General features: G+C 73.9%; 15 protein-coding genes and 1 pseudogene. 5 read left to right on the top strand and 11 right to left on the bottom strand.

The window, feature by feature from the left end:
* Positions 1-287: 287 nt before the first annotated feature.
* The 10 genes from ACIGXE_RS34080 to ACIGXE_RS34035 form a co-directional block, all read right to left on the bottom strand.
* A complete protein-coding gene (locus ACIGXE_RS34080) occupies positions 288-1,115 on the bottom strand; it encodes an Sden_1164 family protein (protein ID WP_399753706.1) in 828 nt (275 codons plus the stop codon).
* Complete coding sequence (locus tag ACIGXE_RS34075; RefSeq protein WP_399753705.1) at positions 1,112-3,376, bottom strand: FAD/NAD(P)-binding protein; 2,265 nt, start codon at positions 3,374-3,376, stop codon at positions 1,112-1,114. Before ACIGXE_RS34075 ends, ACIGXE_RS34080 begins: the two co-directional genes overlap by 4 nt.
* The gene (locus ACIGXE_RS34070) at positions 3,363-5,189 is read right to left on the bottom strand and encodes an Sden_1168 family B12-binding radical SAM P-methyltransferase (RefSeq protein WP_399753703.1); all 1,827 of its coding nucleotides are present in this window, start codon (positions 5,187-5,189) and stop codon (positions 3,363-3,365) included. Before ACIGXE_RS34070 ends, ACIGXE_RS34075 begins: the two co-directional genes overlap by 14 nt.
* On the bottom strand, positions 5,186-6,349 hold the full coding sequence (locus tag ACIGXE_RS34065; RefSeq protein ID WP_399753701.1) for a pyridoxal-phosphate-dependent aminotransferase family protein: 1,164 nt from the start codon (positions 6,347-6,349) through the stop codon (positions 5,186-5,188). The genes ACIGXE_RS34070 and ACIGXE_RS34065 overlap by 4 nt, the downstream gene beginning before the upstream one ends.
* Positions 6,346-7,629 (bottom strand): phosphonopyruvate decarboxylase, encoded by a 1,284-nt coding sequence (gene aepY, locus ACIGXE_RS34060; RefSeq protein ID WP_399753699.1) that lies wholly within the window; start codon positions 7,627-7,629, stop codon positions 6,346-6,348. Before aepY ends, ACIGXE_RS34065 begins: the two co-directional genes overlap by 4 nt.
* Positions 7,626-9,206 carry an isocitrate lyase/phosphoenolpyruvate mutase family protein gene (locus tag ACIGXE_RS34055; protein ID WP_399753697.1) on the bottom strand — a complete coding sequence of 527 codons (1,581 nt, stop codon included), beginning with the start codon at positions 9,204-9,206 and terminating at the stop codon, positions 7,626-7,628. Before ACIGXE_RS34055 ends, aepY begins: the two co-directional genes overlap by 4 nt.
* Positions 9,207-9,408: 202 nt before the next feature.
* Positions 9,409-10,218, bottom strand: a complete 810-nt coding sequence (locus tag ACIGXE_RS34050) for a hypothetical protein (protein ID WP_399753696.1) — start codon at positions 10,216-10,218, stop codon at positions 9,409-9,411.
* 3 nt (positions 10,219-10,221) lie between these two features.
* A complete protein-coding gene (locus ACIGXE_RS34045) occupies positions 10,222-11,733 on the bottom strand; it encodes a sulfatase-like hydrolase/transferase (RefSeq protein WP_399753693.1) in 1,512 nt (503 codons plus the stop codon).
* A complete protein-coding gene (locus ACIGXE_RS34040; RefSeq protein WP_399753772.1) occupies positions 11,724-12,371 on the bottom strand; it encodes a pyridoxal 5'-phosphate synthase in 648 nt (215 codons plus the stop codon). The genes ACIGXE_RS34045 and ACIGXE_RS34040 overlap by 10 nt, the downstream gene beginning before the upstream one ends.
* A 156-nt stretch (positions 12,372-12,527) precedes the next feature.
* A complete protein-coding gene (locus ACIGXE_RS34035) occupies positions 12,528-14,348 on the bottom strand; it encodes a dihydroxyacetone kinase family protein (RefSeq protein ID WP_399753691.1) in 1,821 nt (606 codons plus the stop codon).
* A gap of 221 nt (positions 14,349-14,569) precedes the next feature.
* On the opposite strand from ACIGXE_RS34035, the gene ACIGXE_RS34030 reads away from it, so the two are divergent.
* From ACIGXE_RS34030 to ACIGXE_RS34015, 4 genes and pseudogenes are all read left to right on the top strand, one after another.
* Positions 14,570-15,334: an IclR family transcriptional regulator gene (locus ACIGXE_RS34030; RefSeq protein WP_399753689.1), complete on the top strand. Its 765-nt coding sequence runs from the start codon at positions 14,570-14,572 to the stop codon at positions 15,332-15,334.
* A 328-nt stretch (positions 15,335-15,662) separates the two neighbouring features.
* A complete protein-coding gene (gene dhaL / locus ACIGXE_RS34025) occupies positions 15,663-16,268 on the top strand; it encodes a dihydroxyacetone kinase subunit DhaL (RefSeq protein WP_399753770.1) in 606 nt (201 codons plus the stop codon).
* Between the two features lie 116 nt (positions 16,269-16,384).
* A pseudogene (locus ACIGXE_RS34020) lies at positions 16,385-16,615 on the top strand (transposase); the annotation flags it as partial.
* 76 nt (positions 16,616-16,691) lie between these two features.
* Positions 16,692-17,804 carry a LuxR C-terminal-related transcriptional regulator gene (locus ACIGXE_RS34015; protein ID WP_399753687.1) on the top strand — a complete coding sequence of 371 codons (1,113 nt, stop codon included), beginning with the start codon at positions 16,692-16,694 and terminating at the stop codon, positions 17,802-17,804.
* Positions 17,805-17,891: 87 nt separating this feature from the next.
* Here ACIGXE_RS34015 and ACIGXE_RS34010 read toward each other — a convergent pair whose 3' ends face one another.
* The gene (locus ACIGXE_RS34010; RefSeq protein ID WP_399753685.1) at positions 17,892-18,167 is read right to left on the bottom strand and encodes an isoamylase early set domain-containing protein; all 276 of its coding nucleotides are present in this window, start codon (positions 18,165-18,167) and stop codon (positions 17,892-17,894) included.
* A 440-nt stretch (positions 18,168-18,607) separates the two neighbouring features.
* Here ACIGXE_RS34010 and ACIGXE_RS34005 point away from each other — a divergent pair, with 440 nt between their 5' ends.
* Entirely contained in the window at positions 18,608-19,606 is a 999-nt protein-coding gene (locus ACIGXE_RS34005) for a TauD/TfdA family dioxygenase (RefSeq protein ID WP_399753683.1), read from the top strand.
* Positions 19,607-19,733 lie beyond the last annotated feature (127 nt).

Raw genomic sequence — 19,733 nt, 5'->3', positions numbered from 1 at the left:
TCTTCGCCTGCGGCTTGATGTACTTCTTCATGGTGATCCACCTCCTTTCGTCGGGGAATTTCCGGGTCCGGCTCACTCGGCCGAGTGTCGTGCGGTCCCGAAGTATTTCGCGGGGAGATCGCTGCGATCTCGCTCCGCCGAGAACTCTAGGGGATTCTTCGGGGGCCTGGTCAATGCTTTTTCCGGAGAAATTCGAAGAATTGTCTCCGACTGTTTCCGGGCATGCCGGAAAAGCCTTTGTGCTTTTCGTGCGAGAAAGCTTTTCCGGCGAATGAGGCCGGGGCGGGTCAGCCGGCCGGCGCCGCGACGGCGTCGCGCTGCTCGATCGCCGGGTAGAGCACCTCGACGACATGGCGGTAGTCCTCCGGGAAGTCGCACTCGGAGAACAGCAGCCGGCCGGAGAGCCGCGCCACCCCGAGCCGCCGCAGCCCGAACAGGTACTGCCACACCTCCTCGTGCTCCGACAGCCGCCGGCTGTAGCCGTACGGGGGCGCGGCCGGCGGGTCCCCGACGATCCACCGGGTCAGCGCGGCACAGGCGCGCAGGTCCGCGGCGGCGACATGGATGATCCCCAGGCTCTCGCCGAGCAGTTCCAGCCCGTGGGACACCTCGCCGCCCATGCCCTTGCCGATGAGCGCGGGCGTCCCGTCCGGCGCGCCGTAGACCCGGACCTCCTCGCCGTCGCCGGTGACCCGGTCCACGGTGAACAGCCGGGAGGCGTCGCAGCGCGCGACCACCTGCTCCAGCAGGGCCCGTTCGTACACCACGTCGGCGTCGGTCACGAGCGTGTCGGCGCCGTCGGGATGGTGCCGCAGGACGGCGTCGAGGCCGGCCAGCATGCTGACGCTCGACCCGCTCGGGGCGCCGTCGTCCGCGACCACCACGAGTTCCACCCCGTCGTCCGCGTACGGGGCGAAATGACGGGCCGTCGCCGCGCTCACCACGACGAGCACGCGATCCGCTCCGGTGGCCCGGAACAATGCGACGGCGCGGCCCAGAAAGGTGGGCGATTCCTTTTCCTCCGGGGAGAGCGGCAGCAGCGCTTTCGGTACGGGAGTGAAATCGCCCATACGTCGATTGGCGCCGGCGGCCAGAATGACGACGGACCGGGTCATGTGAGCACCTCGCTCGGTCGGGCGGAATCCAGCGGCCGGCCGGAGCGGACCGCCCAGGACTTCCAGAAATCGTCGAGCCAGGTCAGCACGTCCTGCATGACGTGATGGTCCTGGTGCGGCCGGAGCGCGCCCAGCTGGAAGAACATGACGCCCTCGGACGGCGGGCCGAGGACGGTGATCCGCTCCTCGGTCGTGCCGTCGCCGCGCACCGGGTGGAAGCGGGCCGTCAGGTCGAGCCCGCCCGGCGCGAACGACGAACCGTCGTCGGCGTCGTTCCGCCACAGCCGCACGAGCCCGCCGGCCAGCAGGTTCCGGTAGAGCGGCAGCACGTCACGGTGGGGCGAGAAGGCGTGGACGCGGGCGTCCACCAGGGTGTCGACCAGCGCGACGGAGCCCGTCGCCGGGCCCTCCACGCGGAAGCGTTCGCGTGCGGCGTCCGGTTCCACCCGGGCGCCGGGCCCGGTGCCCACGTCCAGCAGCCCGTGCTCCACGAGCGCCCGCATCTTCTCCATCACCTCCAGGGCGGCGCCGTTCGCGAGCTTGTTGTGGTGGCGCATGTAGCGGTCGAGGAACAGCCGGTGGGAGTCCGGCGTCAGCCCCGCGTGGTCGATCGCCCGGCCGATCACCCCGCGCAGGTCGCGCCACACGCCGTCGGCCGCGGCCTTGTGCGGGTTGTCGAGGTTGCCCTGGGCGGCCCACAGGTGGTCGCGGGCCATGAACTCCAGGACTGCCGCGCGGTACGAGGAACGGTCCCGGTAGGTGCCGGCCGGGACCGGGTCGATCAGGGCCTCCCAGCTGAAGACGTTGCCGTGCGGGGTGGTGTCCAGCAGCCAGGGGGAGGTCCGGTCCCGCAACGCCGCGGCGAGTGCCCCGGGCGTGTCCACCAGGCCCGCCGCCTCGGCGGCGGCCTCGGGTCCGTGGACCACGTGGATCCAGCGCAGCAGGGTGTCGCGCACCGGCCACGGCCGCTCGCCGACCGCCTCGGGGCCCTTCGCCAGGGCGGCCTCCAGACCGTCGGCGATCTCCCGGACCGCCGCGCGCAGCGGGGCGAGCAGCGGCTCGTCGTCCTCGCGCGGCCGGCCGTGGACGAAGTCCCGCCAGGCGGGCTCGGCGCAGGCGGCCAGGTAGGCCGCCGCCCCCGGCCCGTACAGCGTGGCGTAGTGCACGTAGGCCATCTCCAGGACGACGACCGGCAGAACGTGCCGTTCGAAGTCGAGCTGGTGACGGGGGGATCCGTGCAGCCGGGCCGGGACGCCCACGGAGGCGCGGAGCCGGTCCACGGCCTCCTCCGTGAGGAACACCCCGCGGTGCTCCAGCCGTTCCGGATCCCGCTCCTTGTGGTTGTGCGGCCGGGCGTAGGTGAACAGACCGGTGTCGCTGAAGGCCACGACGAGCAGCGGTTCGCGGCCGCTCGGCCGGTAGCGGGTCCGGCCGTCCGGATCCGTGTGGAAGACTCCGCCCCGGCCCTCGGTGAGATGCAGGATCTCGTCGATCGCGGTGAGTCCGAGGCCGGCGCAGCCCACGACCGAGTCCGGCCCCGAGACCGTCGCCGGCAGCGTGGCGTCGAGCGGATAGGCGTACGGCACGTACGTGGCCCGCGTCCGCTCGGCGAAGGCGGCGAGCCGCTTCGTCCGCGGGTCGCTGTCGGCCCGGTTGTGCGAGTGGCCGGTCAGCAGCAGCACATGGTCGGCCGGGAAGCGGGCGCCGTCGGCGGTGACGGCCTCCAGGGCGTCACCGGACCGCCGGACGTCGGTGACCTCGGCGGCGTGCAGACTGACGCTGACCCCGGGGTGGGCGCGCAGCTCGGCCACGTACGACGCGAACATCTCCTGGAGCGCCAGGCCGTGGACGTAGCGTTTGGGCCAGTCCTCGGGGCGCAGGTCGAAGTCCGGGTCGCCGGTCTCCTCGTACTTGCGCCGGCACCACTCGTACAGCGTGGGGCGGGCCGCGCGCTCGCGCAGCGGACCGGCGCCGGTCACCGACTCGTCGGCCGCGAAGGCGACCTGGCCGGTGATGCGGTTGAGGAAGCTGGTGGCCGGCTGCGACCAGCTGTGCACCCGGCCGGCCCCGAACTCGCCGCCCCGCTCGAAGACATGGACGTCGAGCCGGCCGTCGGCGCCGAGTCGGCCCACCGTCGCGGAGAGCCGTTCCAGGCAGTACGTGGCACTGGGCCCGCCGCCGACCACGACGAGGCGGAAGGGTGCCTCCGACGATCCCGGAGGGCCGGCCGGGTCGCCACCGGGGGTCTCAGGAAGGAACAACGTCGCCCGCCTCGATGATCTTGGAGGTGATGGCCGAGGCGCGTCCCACGCAGATCCTCGCCATGCGCTCGCGGTGTTCGGCGTACTTGCGCTCCCACGCCTCGGGGTCACGCCGGTAGATGGCCTTGTTGTAGCGCGCCAGGAAGTCCTCCACGAGCGTCTCCAGGCGGTCGGGCGCGATCGACGCGAGGCGCAGCGTGGAGCGCGCCGTGTCGATGTGCAGGGCGCCCTCGTAGGTGATGGTCCCGTTGCTCACCGCCCGCTCGAACAGCTCCGAGCCGGGGATGGCCTGGGCGATGAAGACGTTGATCGAGTGGAAGGGCAGCGACTCCACGTAGGCGAAGCCCTCCTGGATCTGCTCCTCCGTCTCCCCGGGCATGCCCACCACCAGGGTGCCGTGCATGAGGACGTCCAGGTCCTTGACGTACGCCATCAGGTCGGGGACGCGGGTGAGGTCGACGGGCTTGCGGTGGTGCTGCCGGAGGGTCTCGGCGCTGCCGCTGTCGAGGGACAGCGTGATCTGGTAGAGACCGGACTCGACCATCCTGTCCACGAGGGGCGGACTGAGGGTGTTCACCATGATCCCGTTGGGCGTGCACCACGGAAGCCCCAACGGGACCATCCGCTCGAAGAGTTCGGTGGCCCGCTTCTTGTCGAAGGTCAGGTTGTCGTCCGCGAACTGGATCTCGTCGGCGCCGTACACGTCCTTGTAGTGCTGCATCTCCGCGATGACGTTGTCGACCGAGCGGGCGATGTACGCCTTCGAGAAGTTGGTGCTGGAGCAGAAGGTGCACCCGACCGGGCAGCCCCGCGAGGTGTAGATCTGCATGACCCGCTTGCCCCGCGGATACGGCGAGAAGGGCACGTTGTGCGCGAAGTACCGCTCCATCGGCACCTTGTGGTACGCGGGGAACGGCAGGGCGTCGAGGTCCGTGATCCGGGCGAGCTGCGGGTTGGTGAAGATCTTCCCCTCGTGGCGGCCGGCCAGGCCGTCGGCGTTGCGGTCGAACCGCCCCTCGCCCAGGTGCCGGAGGAACTCGCCGAGCCGGATCTCGCCCTCCCCGCGCAGCACGAAGTCGATGGTGGGCACCCCGTCGGCGACCGCGTCCTCGAGGAAGCGGCGGGCGTAGATGCTGGCGTGCAGCCCGCCGGCGACGACCACGGTCTCGGGGCGCACCTCCTTGACGATCCGCGCGTAGTCGTACAGGTTCTGCAGATCGGAGGAGTAGATCATGGTGAAGCCGACGACGTCGTACTCGTGCTCGGCGATGTGGGCGCGGAACCGCTCCTCGGACATGCCGAGACGCCATACGCCCTCGGCGACCGGCACCTCCTCGTCGATGCCCTCGACGATGCAGTCAAGGATGTCGACGTCGATGCCCTCCTGCTCCAGGGCGGCGGCGATGTAGCACAGGCCCAGGGGCGGGATCACCCGCTTGACGGCTCCCTCGTACACGCACATCGGCGGCTGGACCAGCAGCGTGCGGGGCGTCCTGCCCAGTGGCGCGCGGAAGTCGACGAGCGAGGGTCCCTTGCGGTCCCGCTTCACACGGGCGGTCTCGTCCTTCTTCGCCAGGTACAGGCGCAGATCGCTGTCGAGCGGCAGGTTGTCGTCCAACTTGTTCTGGCGGACGCGCAGTTCGGGCCGGTCCTGGCGGGACGGCTCCGGCGGTGAGGTCTGCTCGGGTCGCTCGGGTCGCTCGGGCGGCTCACGTCGCTCGGTCTGCTCAGATCGCTCTGTCTGCTCTGTCTGCTCGGTCCGCTCTGCCTGTTCGGGTCGCTCGGGTCGGCCGTCGGCCGTGGGCCGGCTCATCGGGTGCCTCCTTCACGCTCGCGTGCGGCGACGGCCGGCACCCGGGCCAGCGCGTCGAGGAATCCGCTGATGTCCTCGGTGGTCAGGGCACCCAGGGTGGAAAGCCGGAAGTGACGGTCCGCCAGGGCGCCCTGGGCGGCGTAGATGACGAAGCCCGCGGCCTTGAGCGGGCCGTGCAGCTGCTCGTACGAGATCCCGTCCGGCAGTACGACCGCGGTCAGGCCCACCGCGCGGTGCTCCGGCGGCAGCAGCAGGGCGAAGCCGAGGTCCGTGAGACCCGCGCGCAGCTGGGCGGCCAGCCGCCCGTACCGGGCCGCCCGCCCCGCGACGCCCTCCGCCAGCGCGAGTTCCAGCGCCGCGTCGAAGGCGTAGAAGGCGGGCACGGCCGGCGTGAACGCCGGCACCCGCGCCGTCTCCTGGGCGGCGAAGTGCCGGCCGAGGTCGAGGGAGTACGAGCGCGGCGGGCGCCCCGTGATCCGCGCGAACGCCGCCCGCCGCGCGGTGACGAAGCTCAGGCCCGGCATGCCCTCCAGACACTTGTTGGCGGAGCCGGCGAGCCAGTCGACCCCGTCCCGCTCGACGTCGACGTCCTCCGCGCCGACGCTGCTGACCGCGTCCACGACGACCTCGCGGCCGTGCCGGTGGGCGATCCGGGCGACCGCGGCGATGTCGTTGAGCATGCCGGTGCTCGTCTCGTGGTGGACGACCGCGACATGGCTGAGGGCCGGGTCCGCGACGAGGGCGCGCTCCACGGCGGCGAGGTCCAGGGGGGTGCCCCAGCCGAACGCCAGGCGCTGCCGGCGCAGCCCGTAGGTACCCGCGATCTCGTACATCCGCTCGCCGTAGTGCCCGTTGTCGACGGCCAGCAGACCGCCGTCGGCGGGGACGGCGGAGGCGATCGTCGCCTCCACGGCCGCCGTGCCCGACCCGGTGAGGACCAGGGACGTGTGCTCGGGGCCCCCGCCGCAGATCCGGGTCACCCGGTCGCGCACCCGGGTCATCAAGGCCGTGAACTCCGGCTCCCGGTGGCACAGGTCGGGCCCGCCGAGCGCGGCGCGCACCCGCTCGTCGGCCACCACCGGGCCCGGGTTCATCAGCACCACCCGTGGCGGCGCCACGGGCCCGGCTGCCGCCACGGACGGACGGAGGGTTGGGGTCATCGGGCGAGCTCCTTCTGGAAACGGACGGCCGACTCCGGCGGGCGGAGGGCGGGACGGCCCAGGCGGGGGTCGGAGCCCGGCGCGATGCGCATCCGGACCAGCCGCGGACCGTCGGCGGCGGCCAGTGCCGCCGCGACGGCGCCGCGCAGCCCCGGACCGTCGTCCACGTCCTCGGCGGCGCGGTAGCCGCAGGCCAGGGCGATCCGGGCGAAGTCCACGCCGGGCGAGGAGGTCGGTTGTCCGCCCGTCGACTCGTACGCGGCGTTGTCGAGCACGACGTGCAGCAGCCGGGCGGGGGAGTGGTGGCCGATGCCCGCGATCGCCTCCAGGCGCATCAGGGCCGCGCCGTCCCCGTCCAGGACCACGACGGGGCGGTCCGGCGGCGCGTGGAGGGCGACACCGAGGGCGACGCTGGACGCGCAGCCCATCGAGCCGACGACGTACAGATTGCCCGGTCGGTCCCAGTCACGCTCCAGCTCACGGGCGGTCTTTCCGGTCGTCGCGACGACCAGCGCGCGGTCGTCGAGCACCCGCATGACCTCCCCGATCGCCGCCGCGCGCGACAGGAGACCCAAGTCCCGGGCCCCCTCGCCGGCCGCGTCCCCGATCCCGTCGCTCGCCGCGTCCCCGAGCCCCTCGCCGACCGCGTCCCCGATCCCCTCGCCGGCTGCGTGCTCCCTCCCGGCGCCGGCCGCGTCGCCGGCCGCGTCGCCGACCGGCTTCCGGCCGGCCGGACCGGCGTACGGCGCCACGGCACGCTGGGGTACGACGAAGGCGAACGACAGCCCCGTGCGGTCCATGTGCTCCGCGGCGACCGCCAGCCGCGCGCGGAGTCGGGCGGGGTCGGCCGGCAGCGGCTCGTGCCGGACCTCCATCTCGTCCAGCAGCCGCGGTGTGATCCGGCCCATCAGCTCGTGCTGGGGCTCGTCGGGGCGACCGGGTCGGCCTCGCCAGGTGACGAGGAGCAGCACCGGGACGCGCAGGGTGTGGCTCAGCGACGTCAGCGGGTTGACCGTGTTGCCGAGCCCGGAGTTCTGGAGGATGACGACGGGCCGACGGCCCGCCAGCCGTGCGCCGGTGGCGAGGGCCACCGCCTCGCCCTCGTTGTTCGCGAGCAGGTACGACTCCGGATGCTCCTGCTCCAGGCAGCTGATGACCGGTCCGAGGAAGGAGCACGGCACCCCGGTGAAGGGGCCGAAGCCCGCGTCCCGGAAGGCGTCCACCACGTCCGCCGGGTCGAGTCCGCAGGCGCTCGCGGGACCGGCGGCCGACCCGCTCACGCGTCGGCTCCCGCGCGCTGCGGGGCCCTCGCACCGGTGACCTCCCGCGCCGCCGTGCGCGTGCCCGGCGACGTCGCCGTCCCCGAAGTCGCCCCTGCGGGCCGGGAGGACGGGCGCGGCACCGCCGCCCCGCCACTCCCGTCCGTGGCCTCGGCTCCCCCGCTGTCCTCCGTTCCCTCCGCGGCCTCGACGACCGTCCAGCCGAGCCCCCGCAGGTCCTCGACGAGCACGGCGAGCGAGGTGTCCGGGCGCCCGTCGGCGATCCGCTTGGCGGCGGCCTCGCGCAGCGCCGCGTACGCGTCGGGGGAGAAGACGGCGCAGCAGGCGCCGGGTCGACCGTCCACGACGGCGATCTCGTCCCTCCCGGCGAGCGCGGCGCGCAGACGCCGGTCGTCGGGTGCTCCCGCGCCGCCGAGCACCACCGTGCGCGACGCGCCGGGGTCGGCCCCCAGCAGCGCGTGGGCGTCGTGGCCCGGCTCGCCGGACGGGAGCAGCACCGTGCCCACGCGCGCGGCGCGGACGGCCCGTACCCGGGGATCGGCGCCGGGACCCGTGCGCTCCGGCGAGGGCGGCGCGACCGGGGCCGGCAGGACGACCGCGCTGTGCCGCCCGGCCGACTCCGGGACGAAGCGCGCCTCGTCCGCCTTGAGACGGTCCATGCCCTGCAGGTCGAAGACGGTCGCGAGCGGCGCGATCCGGTCCTCGAAGCCGGTGGTGCGGCCCTCGCTGAGGATCGCCTCGAACACCTCGCTGACCGCGGAGATCCCCGCGCGCAGACCGTGGTTGGCGTAGATCACCAACTTGGCTCCGGCCGCGCGCAGTTCGTCGAAGGTGATGGTGTGGTACGTGGTCGGCACCACGACCACCGGGAGCCGGCCCCGCCAGCGCTCCAGGAACTCGAGCACCGGGTCGGGCGAGGCGCCCTTGGCGTGGATGAGCACGGCGTCGGCGCCGGCCGCCGCGTAGGCGTCGGCCCGCAGCAGCGCCTCGTCCATGCCCCAGCCGGCGATCAGCGACTCCGTACGGGCGATCACCATGAGGTCCGGGTCGCGCTGGGCGGCCTTCGCCGCGGCGATCTTCCCGGCGAACACCTCCACCGGTTCCAGCTCCTGACGCCCCGGCACGAAGCTGTTCACCTTGGGGAACCGCTTGTCCTCGACGCAGACCGCGGCCACCCCGGCGGCCTCGTAACGCCGCACCATGTGCATCACGTTGAGCGCGTTGCCGTAGCCCGCGTCGCAGTCCGCGACCACCGGGACGTCCACGGCCGCCGCCATGGAGCCGGCCACCGCGAGCAGCTCACTCATCGTCAGCAGGTCGGTGTCGGGCATGCCCTGGGAGGCCGAGACCTCCAGACCGCTGGACCAGACCCCGTCGAAGCCCGCGCGTTCGGCGAGGCGGGCGCCGAGGGGGTTGTGGGCGCCGACGATCCGCAGCGCCCCGGGCCGGTCGAACAGCGCTCTCAGCCGCGCGGAACCGGTCGGCCTTTCCACGTTCCGGAAATCCGGAGCGGTCGCGGAAGCATTCCGGAATTCCCGCTCGGCGAATTCCTCGGCCGTGTCTTCGATGACGCCCACACGAACTCCCCGGAGGTCGAGGGTGGCAGATACCAGCATGCCGCCTTTGGCCGGCCGGTCGAGATGTCGAGGTGCCGCGTCGCCCTTTCCGCAGAGGTGCGGAGGGCTTTCTTTCCGCGGCTCCTGAGGGACGATAGACGTCCTCTTCCACGGGGCACCAGGAAATGTCTCACGTGGTGCCGGGGCCGCCCCCGGCACTCCCTCAGGCGGGCACGCCGTCCGCGACGACCGTGGTGCGGGGCAGGGCCTCCGGCCACCGCGACAAGGGCTCCAGCAGGAAGGGCGCGGCCGCCTCGGCGCGGGCGCCGTTGAGGATCACGCACTCCGCCCCGTCGCCCGCGTGGCCGAGCAGCGCCTTCAGCTTGCCCACCATGCTGCCCGTCGTGTCCCATCGCGGGGCCTCGCGCAGCACGCCCAGGGCGGAGCCGGCCGTCGCCGGGGTGAGGCGCGGAACGACCGCGGGCCCGTCCATGACGCCGTCCACGTCCGTGAGCATGACGATCCGGGTGGCCCGCGGGGCCAGAGCGATCAGGGCGCCCGGGACCAGGTCGCTGCCCACCACGACCAGCCGGCCGCCGTGCCCCGGCAGGCAGTCGCCGCTGAGCACCGGCAGGATCCCCGTGGCGAGCAGCCGCGGCACGGCCTCGCCGCACAAGGCGGGCGTCCCGTCGGCGCCCAGGACCGCCGTCGCGGCGAACTGCACGGGGAAGGCGGGCACACCCGCCTCGCGCAGGGCCTCGGTCCACACCCAGCGCAGCTCCGCGTTGACTCCCGTCAGCGGCAGCGCGGCGAACGGGTCGGCGGGGTCGAGGTCCCGGACCGCGCCGTGGCCGTACGACCCGCCGCCGGAGACCAGGACCACCCGCCCCGGCGCCGTCCGGTGCAGCGCGGCCGCCACCCGCGCGTAGTGCCGCACCGCGGCCCCGTCCAGGTGCCGGTCACGGCGCTTGTCGGAGAAGAGACTGCCGCCGATCTTCAGCACGAGCAGGCGCGGTCCGTCGGGCGTCGGCATCGTTCACACCGTTCTCTCGGCGGCGCGCCGCGCGGCGCGCCGGTGATGGGCCCGCACCCGCGCGGCCGAGGCGTCGAGCGATCGCCGCCGCGCGGGGTCGGGAGCGAGGTCGTGCAGCTCGCCCGGATCGGCGACCCGGTCGAACAGGAGCGGGGGGAGCGTCGGGAACTCGACGTACGTGTGCGCGGCGTCCCGGACGACGGTGAGCCGGCAGGTGCCGGCGGTCAGCCCGAGCGCGTCGCGCTGCGCGCCGGACAGGGCGGCGTGGAAGTCGTACTCGCACACGGCGTGGGTCCGGGGCCAGGGGTCCGGAGCGCCGTCCAGGAGCGGGCCCAGCGAACGGCCGTCGAGGTGCGGCAGGGGAGGCGCGCCGAGCCGGTCGAGGAGCGTGGGCAGGACGTCGACCGACTCGGTGAAGCGGCGGATCCGCCGCGGTCCCGGCCGGCGCGCCCCGTGGGCCGCGCCGGCGGGCCCGGGCGGGCGGGTCGGGTCGGCGACGATCAGCGGCACGCGGTAGGCGGTCGCGGCGAAACCGCCGGTGCCCAGGGTCCAGTGGTCGCCCAGGGCGTCCCCGTGGTCGGCGGTGAACACGACCAGCGTGTCCTCGGCCTGCCCCGTCGCGGCCAGTGCTGCCAGGATCCGCCCGACGTGGTGGTCGACCTCGGTGACGAGCCCGGCGTAGACGGCGCGCGCCCGGGCGACGGCCTCCCCGGTCAGGGACTCCGGGACGGTGTCGAGCCCCGGGCGCCGGGCCCACTGGAGGAGGAACGGATGCGCCGCCCCGTGCTGCTCCCGGGTGGGGGCGCGCCGGGGCGGCGCCATGGCGGCCGGGGCGTGCAGCGTGTCGTACGGGGCCGGGGCGACCCACGGGGGGTGCGGCCGGAGGAACGTGGCGAGGATCAGCCAGGGTTCGTCGCGGTGCTCGGTCAGACAGTCGATCGTGCGGTCGGCGACGTAGGCGGTGTCGCTGTCGGCGGCGCCGTAGCGCGCCCGGTGCGCGGTCCCGGCGGCCGGCGCGAAGACGTCCATGGGCCGCTCGGGCACCGGGTGGCCGCGGGCCCGCAGCACGTCGAGCCAGCCGCGCAGGCCGTGGTCGTTGAGGTTGAAGTGGGTGTGCCACCGGAAGCCCGGCAGCAGGCCCTCGACACCGCCGACGTACGGCTCCGCCACGCTGTCCGTGTAGCCCACGACATGGCTCGGGATGCCGGCGCCCCGCAGCGCGGTGGCGAGATTGGGCCGCGAGGTGTCGGCGGGCGTGGTGTTGGACCGTACGCCGTGCGACGACTGGTACAGGCCGGTCAGCAGCGACGTACGGGCCGGTCCGCAGGGCGCCGTCGCGGAGTAGTGCTCCTCGAAGAGGGTGCCGCGGGCCGCGAGGGCGTCGAGGTGCGGCGTGAGCGCGGCCGGGGCGCCGTACGCGCCGAGGGCGTCGGCCCGTAACTGGTCGGCGACGACGAGCAGGACCTTGCGGGGCCGCTCGTTCCCCTCGGACGCGCGCGTTCCGCTCAGGGCCACAGCAGCTCGTGGCGCCAGGGAGCGCCGGCGGCGTCCCTGCGGTAGACCACGCGGTGATGGACCCGGTCGGTGCTGGCCTCCCAGAACTCGACCTCGGTGGGGGCGAGGGCGTACAGGGTCCAGCTGGGCGGGCACGGCACCTCGTCCGGGTGGACCGTGCCGAGCCGCTCGAACTCGTCGAGCGCGGCCTGCCGTCCGGGCAGCGGCCCCGGGCGGTGCAGATGGGCCGAGAGCCGGGATCCCCGTCCGCGCTCGGCGAAGTCGCTCTCGGAGGCGGCCCGGCCCTGGTCGACGGCGACGCCGACCAGCCGGACCTGGCGGCCGACCGCGGGCCAGTAGAAGTGCGCGGCCACCCGCGGATCGGCGGCGATCTCCAGTCCCTTGCGGCTGTCCGCCGGCGTCGCGAAGAAGAGGGCGTCCTCGTCGACGTCCTTGACGAGCAGGACCCGGCTGGACGGCGTGCCGTCGGCCGAGACCGTGCAGATGCTCATGGCGTGGGGCTCCGGCTGACCGGCGGCCTCGGCCGAGAGAATCCATTCCGCGATCCGCGGCACGGGATTCTCCGGAAGGTCTTTCTCGGTGAACGCCGCCGTGCCGACGTTCGCGAATACCGGAATCGACCTGAGTCTGTCGCGCATTGTCTCGTTCACTTTCCCGAACCTACCCGTCCCGCGTCTTCTCTCCAAGAAGACGTCCACGCTTCAAGACCCCGCCCGCCGCGGGCGCATGCCTTTTCGGGCGTGCGCGGCACACGCCGGGCGATTTCGCGCCGAATCGCCGCGCGTGACGCCGCGTCACGCCTCCCGGTCCCCGTACGCGGAGAGGGCGGCGAGCCACCGGGCGACCGCGGTCGCCCCGGGATCGGGGTGCCCGAGCGCCCGTTCCCCGAGGTAGGAGGAGCGTCCCAGCCGTGGCGTCAGCGAGGCCGTCGCGGCCGCGCCCTTCTCGGCCGCCTCCGCCGCGAGCCGCAGTGCGGACCAGGGCGGCGTTCCCGCGGTCAGGGCGGTACGGAAGGCCTCCGCCGCCGGCACCAGCGCGTCCAGCATCGTGCGGTCGCCCAAGGACGCCCCGCCGAGCCGCCCGACCTCCGCCGCGCCCTCGGTGAGCGCCCGCGCCCACACCCGGGCCGGGGGCCGTGCCGAACCGCCGGCCTCCCGCTCCAGCACGGCGGCCGCCCGGAGCAGCAGCACCGCGTACAGCGGCCCGGACGTGCCCCCCACGGCCGTGCGTACGGAGGCGGCCATGCCGCGCAGCACCTCGGCCGGGGCCGCTCCGTACCCCGGGTGGTCACGCCGTATCGCCTCGGCGGCGCGCAGCAGGCTCTGCCCGAGGTCGCCGTCGCCCACGGCGGCGTCCTGTGCGGTGAGTTCGGGCTCGGCGGCTACCAGGGCACGGCACACCGCCTCGACGGGCTGGCCCAGCGCCGGCGGGGAACCGGGACCGGCTCCGGTGCCGGACGTCCCAACATCGGACGCCCCGACGTCGGACGACTCGAGGTCGGACGACTCGAGGTCGGACGTACCGGTGTCGGACGTCCCGGCGCCGGACGACCCGGCGCCGGACGACCCCGCGCCGGTCGCCGGCCGACTCACCCGGCGGATCTCGCCGGCGGGGCGGCCCAGGTGCGCGGCGGGCCAGGCCGGCGCGAGGGCAGGGGCGTCGAGCCTGTCGAGCGTGGCGTCGTCGACCCGTAGCAGCGACACCGAACACCCGGGCATCTCCAGCGCGGTGAGGAACGCGCCCGTCCACAGCCGCTCGAGCACGAACCCCTCGGCGGCGAGCCACCGCACGCAGGCGCGCGTGACGATCGACAGCTCCATCGGGGGCGTCCCGCCCAGGCCGTTGACCAGGAGGGCGACCCGGTCGCCACGGGTGAGACCGCGGTCGGCGACGACGTGTTCGAGCAGCTTGCGGGCCAGCTCGTCGGCGGATTCCAGCGGCGCCCGGCGGATGCCCGGCTCCCCGTGGATGCCGAGGCCCCACTCGATCTCGCCGTCGCCGAGCTCGAAGGTGGGGCGGCCGTTGGCCGGTACGGTGCACGATCCGAGCGCCACGCCCATGGTCCCGACGGCCTGCGCGACGGCACCGGCCTCCGCCGCCACCTCGTCGAGGGAGGCCCCCGCCTCGGCGGCGGCTCCGGCGACCTTGTGGACCAGGACCGTGCCCGCGAGGCCCCGGCGGCCGGTGGCCGTGGGGCCGGCGCCGAGGGCGACGTCGTCGGCCACCAGGACGGTCCGGGTCTCGATGCCCTCGGCCCGGGCGAGCTCCGACGCCAGGCCGAAGTTGAGCCTGTCACCGGTGTAGTTCTTGACGATCAGCAGCGTCCCGGCGTCGGTGCGCGTCGCGCGCAGGGCGTCCAGCACGGCGTCGACGGACGGCGAGGTGAAGGTGTCGCCGCACACCGCGGCCGTGAGCATGCCCGGGCCGACGTAGCCGGCGTGCGCGGGCTCGTGCCCCGACCCTCCGCCGGACACCACGGCGACCCGGTCCGGCCGGCGGCCGTCACGGACCACCGTGGTGGAGCCGTCGAGGAGGGCGAGGCCGGGATGGGACAGGGCGAGGCCCTCCACCATGTCGTGAACGGCGTTCCGCGGTTGGTTGATCAGCTTCTTCATCGGGGCCTCCGTCGCTCTGGGGGCTCGTGGGAACAGGCGTCATCCTGCCCCGAGGCCCTGTCCGCGGAGCCGGATCGCGGGGGTCGCCTTTCCGCAAGGCGGATATGCGAGGGGTATCTCACTCCTTCCCGTCCCGATTTGCCCTTGCCTGACAGGAGCGTTCGGCCACTATGCTCGCCATCCCGGAACACGGTTCGACATGAGCGAATAGAGGCACGCGGATGGTCCAGGCGGTGCATCGTGCGATGCGTACACTCCGGGAACTCATGGGCAACCCCCGGGGGCTCGGCGTCACGGAACTCGCCGACCGCCTCGGCATGGCCAAGCCCACCGTCCACGCCCTGCTCCGGACGCTGGAGGCCGAACAGGCCGTCACCCAGGACGCGGAGAGCGGCAAGTACCGGCTGGGGCCCGTCCTGGTGGCGCTCGGCAACTCCTATCTGGACTCCCACGAGTTGCGCAACCGGGCGCACACCTGGGCCAACCTGCTCGCCGACCGCACCGGCGAGGCCGTGTGGGTCGGCGTGCTGGTGGACCGTCAGGTCCTCGTCGTGCACCACGCGTTCCGGCCCGGCGGCATCGCGCGCGTCCGGGAGGCCGGCGCCACGCTGCCGTGGAACGCGACCGCCCTGGGCAAGGCCATCGCGGCCTTCAGCCAGGAGGAGGTGCGTGCCGGGCTGCTGGCCGGCGCGCATCCGGCGCCGACCGGCCGCACCGTCACGGAGGCCGGGGAGCTCGCCCGGCAGCTCGACCGGGTACGCGAGACCGGTCATGCCACCGAGGAGCACGAACTCACCCTGGGCGACGCCGGCATCGCCGCTCCCGTGCTCGACCAGGCGGGCCGGCCCCTGGGGGCCGTCGGCGTCGTGGGGCCGGTCGAACGGCTCTGCGCCGTCGAGCGCGCGGCGGAACTGGCCATCTCCGTACGGGAGACGGCGCGTTCCGTCTCCTTCGAGTTCGGGGCCTTCCGCACCGTCCTGCGCTGAGGCCCCGCGGTCTTCGCGCACTTCGCTCACCCGCGCGCCCGCCTGCACCTCTGAGCCCCAACGGCCGCTCCCCGAGCGGCCGTTGGGGCTTCGTGCGACCTTTCCGTGACCGGTGCGTCATCTCCTTGACACGTCATGGCTCTGCCGTCGTAGGGTGAAGTCGTTCAGTGATGCGGAACAGCGTTCCTGAATCCGGGCGCCGGCACTGATCCGATCCGTAGGAACCCGCGCACGCAATGACGCGAGCCGGGAGATTTCCTGTGCGACGGCATCGGTGCACCGACATTTCCAGGGAGTGTCAGTGGAAGGCGAGCTGGTCCTCGAGTGGATGCGACGGACGGCCGAGCGCGTGCAGCGTGAGGCGGCCCGGCTCGACACCCTCGACGGAGCCATCGGGGACGGAGACCACGGCAACAACGTGCGACGCGGCTTCACCTACGTCGCCGGCTGCCTGTCCTTCCCGACCGGTGAGCGCCCCGACCCGGGGCGACTGCTGAGCAGAACGGGGGATGTCTTGATCAACACTGTCGGCGGCGCGTCCGGTCCCTTGCTCGGGGGCGCCTTCCGCGCCATGGGCCACGAGTTGACCGCGGCCGGTGGCCGTCCCGAGGGGCTGGCGGCCGCGCTGGACGCGGGAGCCGCCGCGATCCAGCGGCTCGGTGCCGCCCGGCCGGGCGACAAGACCATGTACGACGCCTTCGTGGCCGCCGCGGCCTCGTGCGGGTCGGCCGTGGGCTCCGGGGCGGAGCTGCCCGAGGTGGCACGCGCCGTGGCGCGGGCCGCGCAGGAGGGAATGCGCGCCACCGTTCCCATGCAGGCCAGAAAGGGCCGGGCCTCCTATCTCGGGCTGCGCAGCGTGGGGCACCAGGACCCCGGCGCGACCACGATCTTCCTGATCTTCGACGCACTGAAGGAAGCGGTGGAACCGGCATGACCTTACGCAGCCCCCTGTTCCGCCCCGCGCAGCCGCGCGACGGCGCCGCCGGCCTCGTGCGCCCCGTGCCCGCCTCGGCGCCGTCCCCGACGGGCCGGTTCGCCTGGCTCACCCCCATGCTCCTGTGGCCGCTGGCCCGCCGGCACCTTCCCCGGCCGGCCGTACGGCCGCAGGGCGGCGGCACCCGGCGCTCCGACGACGAGGCGATGTTCGCCGCCATCGTCTACGTCCTCGTCAGCGGCGTCGCCTGGCGATCCCTGCCGAAGACCTTCGGCATCTCCTGGCAGACCGCGCACCGGCGCTTCACCCAGTGGAGCGAGGCGGGCCTGTGGCAGCGGCTCCACGAGGTCTCCGAGGCCCCCACCGTCCCGCCCCACGTGCGCAGATGGGCCTCCGAGATCGGCGTACGGGCGGAGGAACGCCGTGAGCCGGCTGCCTGAGGTGCTCCGTGACCTCCCCGCGCGCCCGGCCCCGGCGACGCGCCCGTCCGACCTCCTGCCGGGCCGCCCGGCGGGCGCGCCCGGGCTCAGCGGGACCGCCCGCCACCTGTACGGCCAGGCGCTCAGCCGCCCCGTACCCCTCGAACGGCTGCCTGCCAGGGCCGGGAGCCGGACCGCCGGAGACCCGCCGGAGTCCGCCGCCGACGAACCGTCCCAGCTCGCCGGACCACCACCTCACCCCGTCGAGGAACTGCTCCGGCTCGGCCTCATCCGTCCCTCCCCGCACGATCCCGCCGCCTTCACCGCCGTGCCGCCCGACACCGCACGGCTGCGCACCCTCGCCCCGGTGATCCGTGAACTGGAGCGCCTGCACCGGCAGCTCGACCGGGCCAATCGGGTGTACGACGACCTCGCCGCCGCCCACCGCCACGAACTGGCGGCGACGGCGCGCGGCGACGGGCCGGAGGCCCTGCACGGCGAACACGCCGTACGGACGGCCGTGTCCGAACTCCTCGAAGAGGGAGCGGGGGAGCTGCTCAGCTCCCAGCCCGGCGGAGCGCAGGGCGGCGACACCCTCTGGCAGGGCCTCTTCGACGCCGACGACCTGCGCGCCGGGGGCACGGCGGCGCGGATCCTGATCCAGCACACCGCCCGGTTCCATCCGGCCAGCGTGAGCCGCGCGCGACGCCTCACCCTCGGCGGCGCCGAGGTGCGCAGCCGTACCGACGCCTTCATGCCGGTGCTCGTCCTCGACGGCAGGGCCGCGCTCATCGAGCTGCGCGGCGGGCGCCGGGGCGCCCTCCTGATCCGGGACGAGACCGTCGTCGCCTTCGTCCGCGAGGCCTTCGAGCAGGCCTGGCTGCGGGCCGAGGCCTTCCCGGCGGAGTACGACCCCGAGTCGGTCGAGGCCTGCGTCGACGAGGTGAGGCGGGACATCGCCCGACTGCTCGTCGAAGGCGTCGAGGACAAGGTGATCGCCCGCCGGATGGGCCTCTCCCTGCGCACCTGTCAGCGTCACGTCTCCGACCTGATGCGCCGCATCGGCGCCCGCAACCGCCTGCACGCCGGCTACCTTTTGGCCCGCGCGGGCCTGTGAGGCAGGCCCGTGGTCCTGCGACGCCCCTGCGAGGTGCCGGGGAGTCGCCCTCGGCGACCGGGCCGACGCGGCCCCCCGGCCCCGCGATCAGGTGTTCAGGCGGCTGTTGGTGCCGTCGTGGTGGTCGGCCGTCTCGTCGTCGAACCAGTGGTCCCCGCCGGCGAGGTAGCGGAAGGCGTGGCTGGAGTGCGCCGGGAGGACGACCGTGGCGGCCCGGGTGCCGTCACCGCGCGGCGCCAGGGGGTGGGCGTACGGGTTCCAGTGGTTGAAGTCCCCGACGACGCTGACGGGCCCTTCCGGGGTGTGGTCCGGCAGTACGAAGGTGATCTGGGTACGGCCTTTGAGCTTCTTGCGTTCGAGCACGTCGAGACTCCCGTCGGAAGGGCACGGCTGTGGTGGACGCATCCTCGGCCGTGACGCCCCCGACCGGACGCGTACGCGCCCGACGTCCGTGCGCGGTCACCCGGTCCGGTGGCGGGGCGTCGGCTGTGTGGACGGACAGAACCCCGAGTGGTGATGCGCCGACCTCGCCACGCACATCTGCATCGGCGTGTCGGTCAGCACAGCTGGAAGGCGCGCCGGGCCGCCCGTTCGACGGGCCTGCCCGCATCCGCACGTGAAGCGGTCACCGGTACCTCCTGCACGGCGCTGACCGGACCGCCCGCGGGCTACGAAGTCGCGCTGTCACGCGGCGGCATCGTGCCGACAGAGACATGACAGCGGAAGGACATCGGCTCTCCGTAGCGTCGGCGTCACCTGGTCACGAGGGCCAGGAACGGTCACCCCAGTCACAGGAGAGACTCGTGCACCCGAACACCCCGACCCAGATCGGCCACCACCTGTCGGCAGCCGAGGCCCGCGTCATGTGGGACCTGGCCGAGCGGTCGGCGACCCGCCGGCCGGAGCACTCGACCGGCCTCGACCACAGCGACCTGCTGCTCGACATACCCGGCGAGCTGCGGAGCCGACTGCTCGACTTCGCCACCGGCACCTCGCGGGAGGGCTTCTTCCTGCTCCGCGGTCTGCCGGTCGGCGACCTGCCCGCCACGCCCGCCGCACACGGCGCCGGCGCCCTCCCGGAGCAGCACGGCACCGCCGGCCTGCTCACCCTGGTGGCGGACCTGCTCGGCACCCTCGTCGGCTACGAGGACGAGAAGGACGGCGCGCTGATCCACGAGGTCCACCCCGTGCCCGGCGAGGAGGAGCGCATCGAGAACAGCGGCTCGGTCGCCTTCGACTTCCACACCGAGAACGTCCACCACCCCCTCCGCCCGGACTTCCTCGGCCTGCTGTGCCTGCGCCAGGACCACGAGGGGACGGCCGCCACCCGGGTGGCCTCGGTGCGCGAGGCGTACGGGCTGCTGTCGGACAGCCACCGGGAGATCCTCGCCCAGCCCGTCTTCCGCAGCGCCTACCCGACCTCCTTCTCGCGGAACCTGGCCGGCCCGCGGCCCTCCTCCGGTGTCCACCCGGTGCTCTTCGGGGCCGAACCGTACGTCTTCATGCGCTTCAACTCGCACACCACGACCAGCGACGACCCGCGCGGGACCGAGGCGCTGCGGGCCCTGACGGAGGCGCTCGAGGAGACCTGCCACGAGGTGCTCCTGACCCCCGGCGACCTCGTCGTCGTGGACAACCACATCGCGGCGCACGGCCGGTCCGCGTTCACCCCGCGGTTCGACGGCAACGACCGGTGGCTGCGCCGGTGCTACTCGCTGCGCTCCGTGCCGCGCTGGGCCGAGAGCATGATGCCGCGGCCGCGCGTTCTGCCGGCGCTCTCGAAGATCACCGGGGTGCTCTGAGTGGACGTCGAGGTTGTCGCCGGTCTCCTCTTCGCGGCGGCCGCCGCGGGCTGGGTCGACGCCGTCGTCGGCGGGGGAGGGCTCATCCTCATCCCCGCCCTCCTGATGGCGTTCCCCCACCTGCCGC

It is taken from the genome of Streptomyces sp. NPDC053431 (genome assembly GCF_044544925.1).
Lineage (GTDB): Bacteria > Actinomycetota > Actinomycetes > Streptomycetales > Streptomycetaceae > Streptomyces.
The sequence above is the reverse complement of the archived record's forward strand: the minus strand, read 5'-3'. Positions and strand labels throughout refer to the sequence as shown.

What these genes read in the sequence shown, in the direction of transcription:
- ACIGXE_RS34040 (WP_399753772.1), bottom strand. Translation starts at nt 12,371, where the DNA reads ATGCGCGACAGACTCAGGTCGATTCCGGTATTCGCGAACGTCGGCACG.
- dhaL (WP_399753770.1), top strand. Translation starts at nt 15,663, where the DNA reads ATGCGACGGACGGCCGAGCGCGTGCAGCGTGAGGCGGCCCGGCTCGAC.
- ACIGXE_RS34035 (WP_399753691.1), bottom strand. Translation starts at nt 14,348, where the DNA reads ATGAAGAAGCTGATCAACCAACCGCGGAACGCCGTTCACGACATGGTG.
- ACIGXE_RS34050 (WP_399753696.1), bottom strand. Translation starts at nt 10,218, where the DNA reads ATGCCGACGCCCGACGGACCGCGCCTGCTCGTGCTGAAGATCGGCGGC.
- ACIGXE_RS34070 (WP_399753703.1), bottom strand. Translation starts at nt 5,189, where the DNA reads ATGAGCCGGCCCACGGCCGACGGCCGACCCGAGCGACCCGAACAGGCA.
- ACIGXE_RS34030 (WP_399753689.1), top strand. Translation starts at nt 14,570, where the DNA reads ATGGTCCAGGCGGTGCATCGTGCGATGCGTACACTCCGGGAACTCATG.
- ACIGXE_RS34080 (WP_399753706.1), bottom strand. Translation starts at nt 1,115, where the DNA reads ATGACCCGGTCCGTCGTCATTCTGGCCGCCGGCGCCAATCGACGTATG.
- ACIGXE_RS34065 (WP_399753701.1), bottom strand. Translation starts at nt 6,349, where the DNA reads ATGACCCCAACCCTCCGTCCGTCCGTGGCGGCAGCCGGGCCCGTGGCG.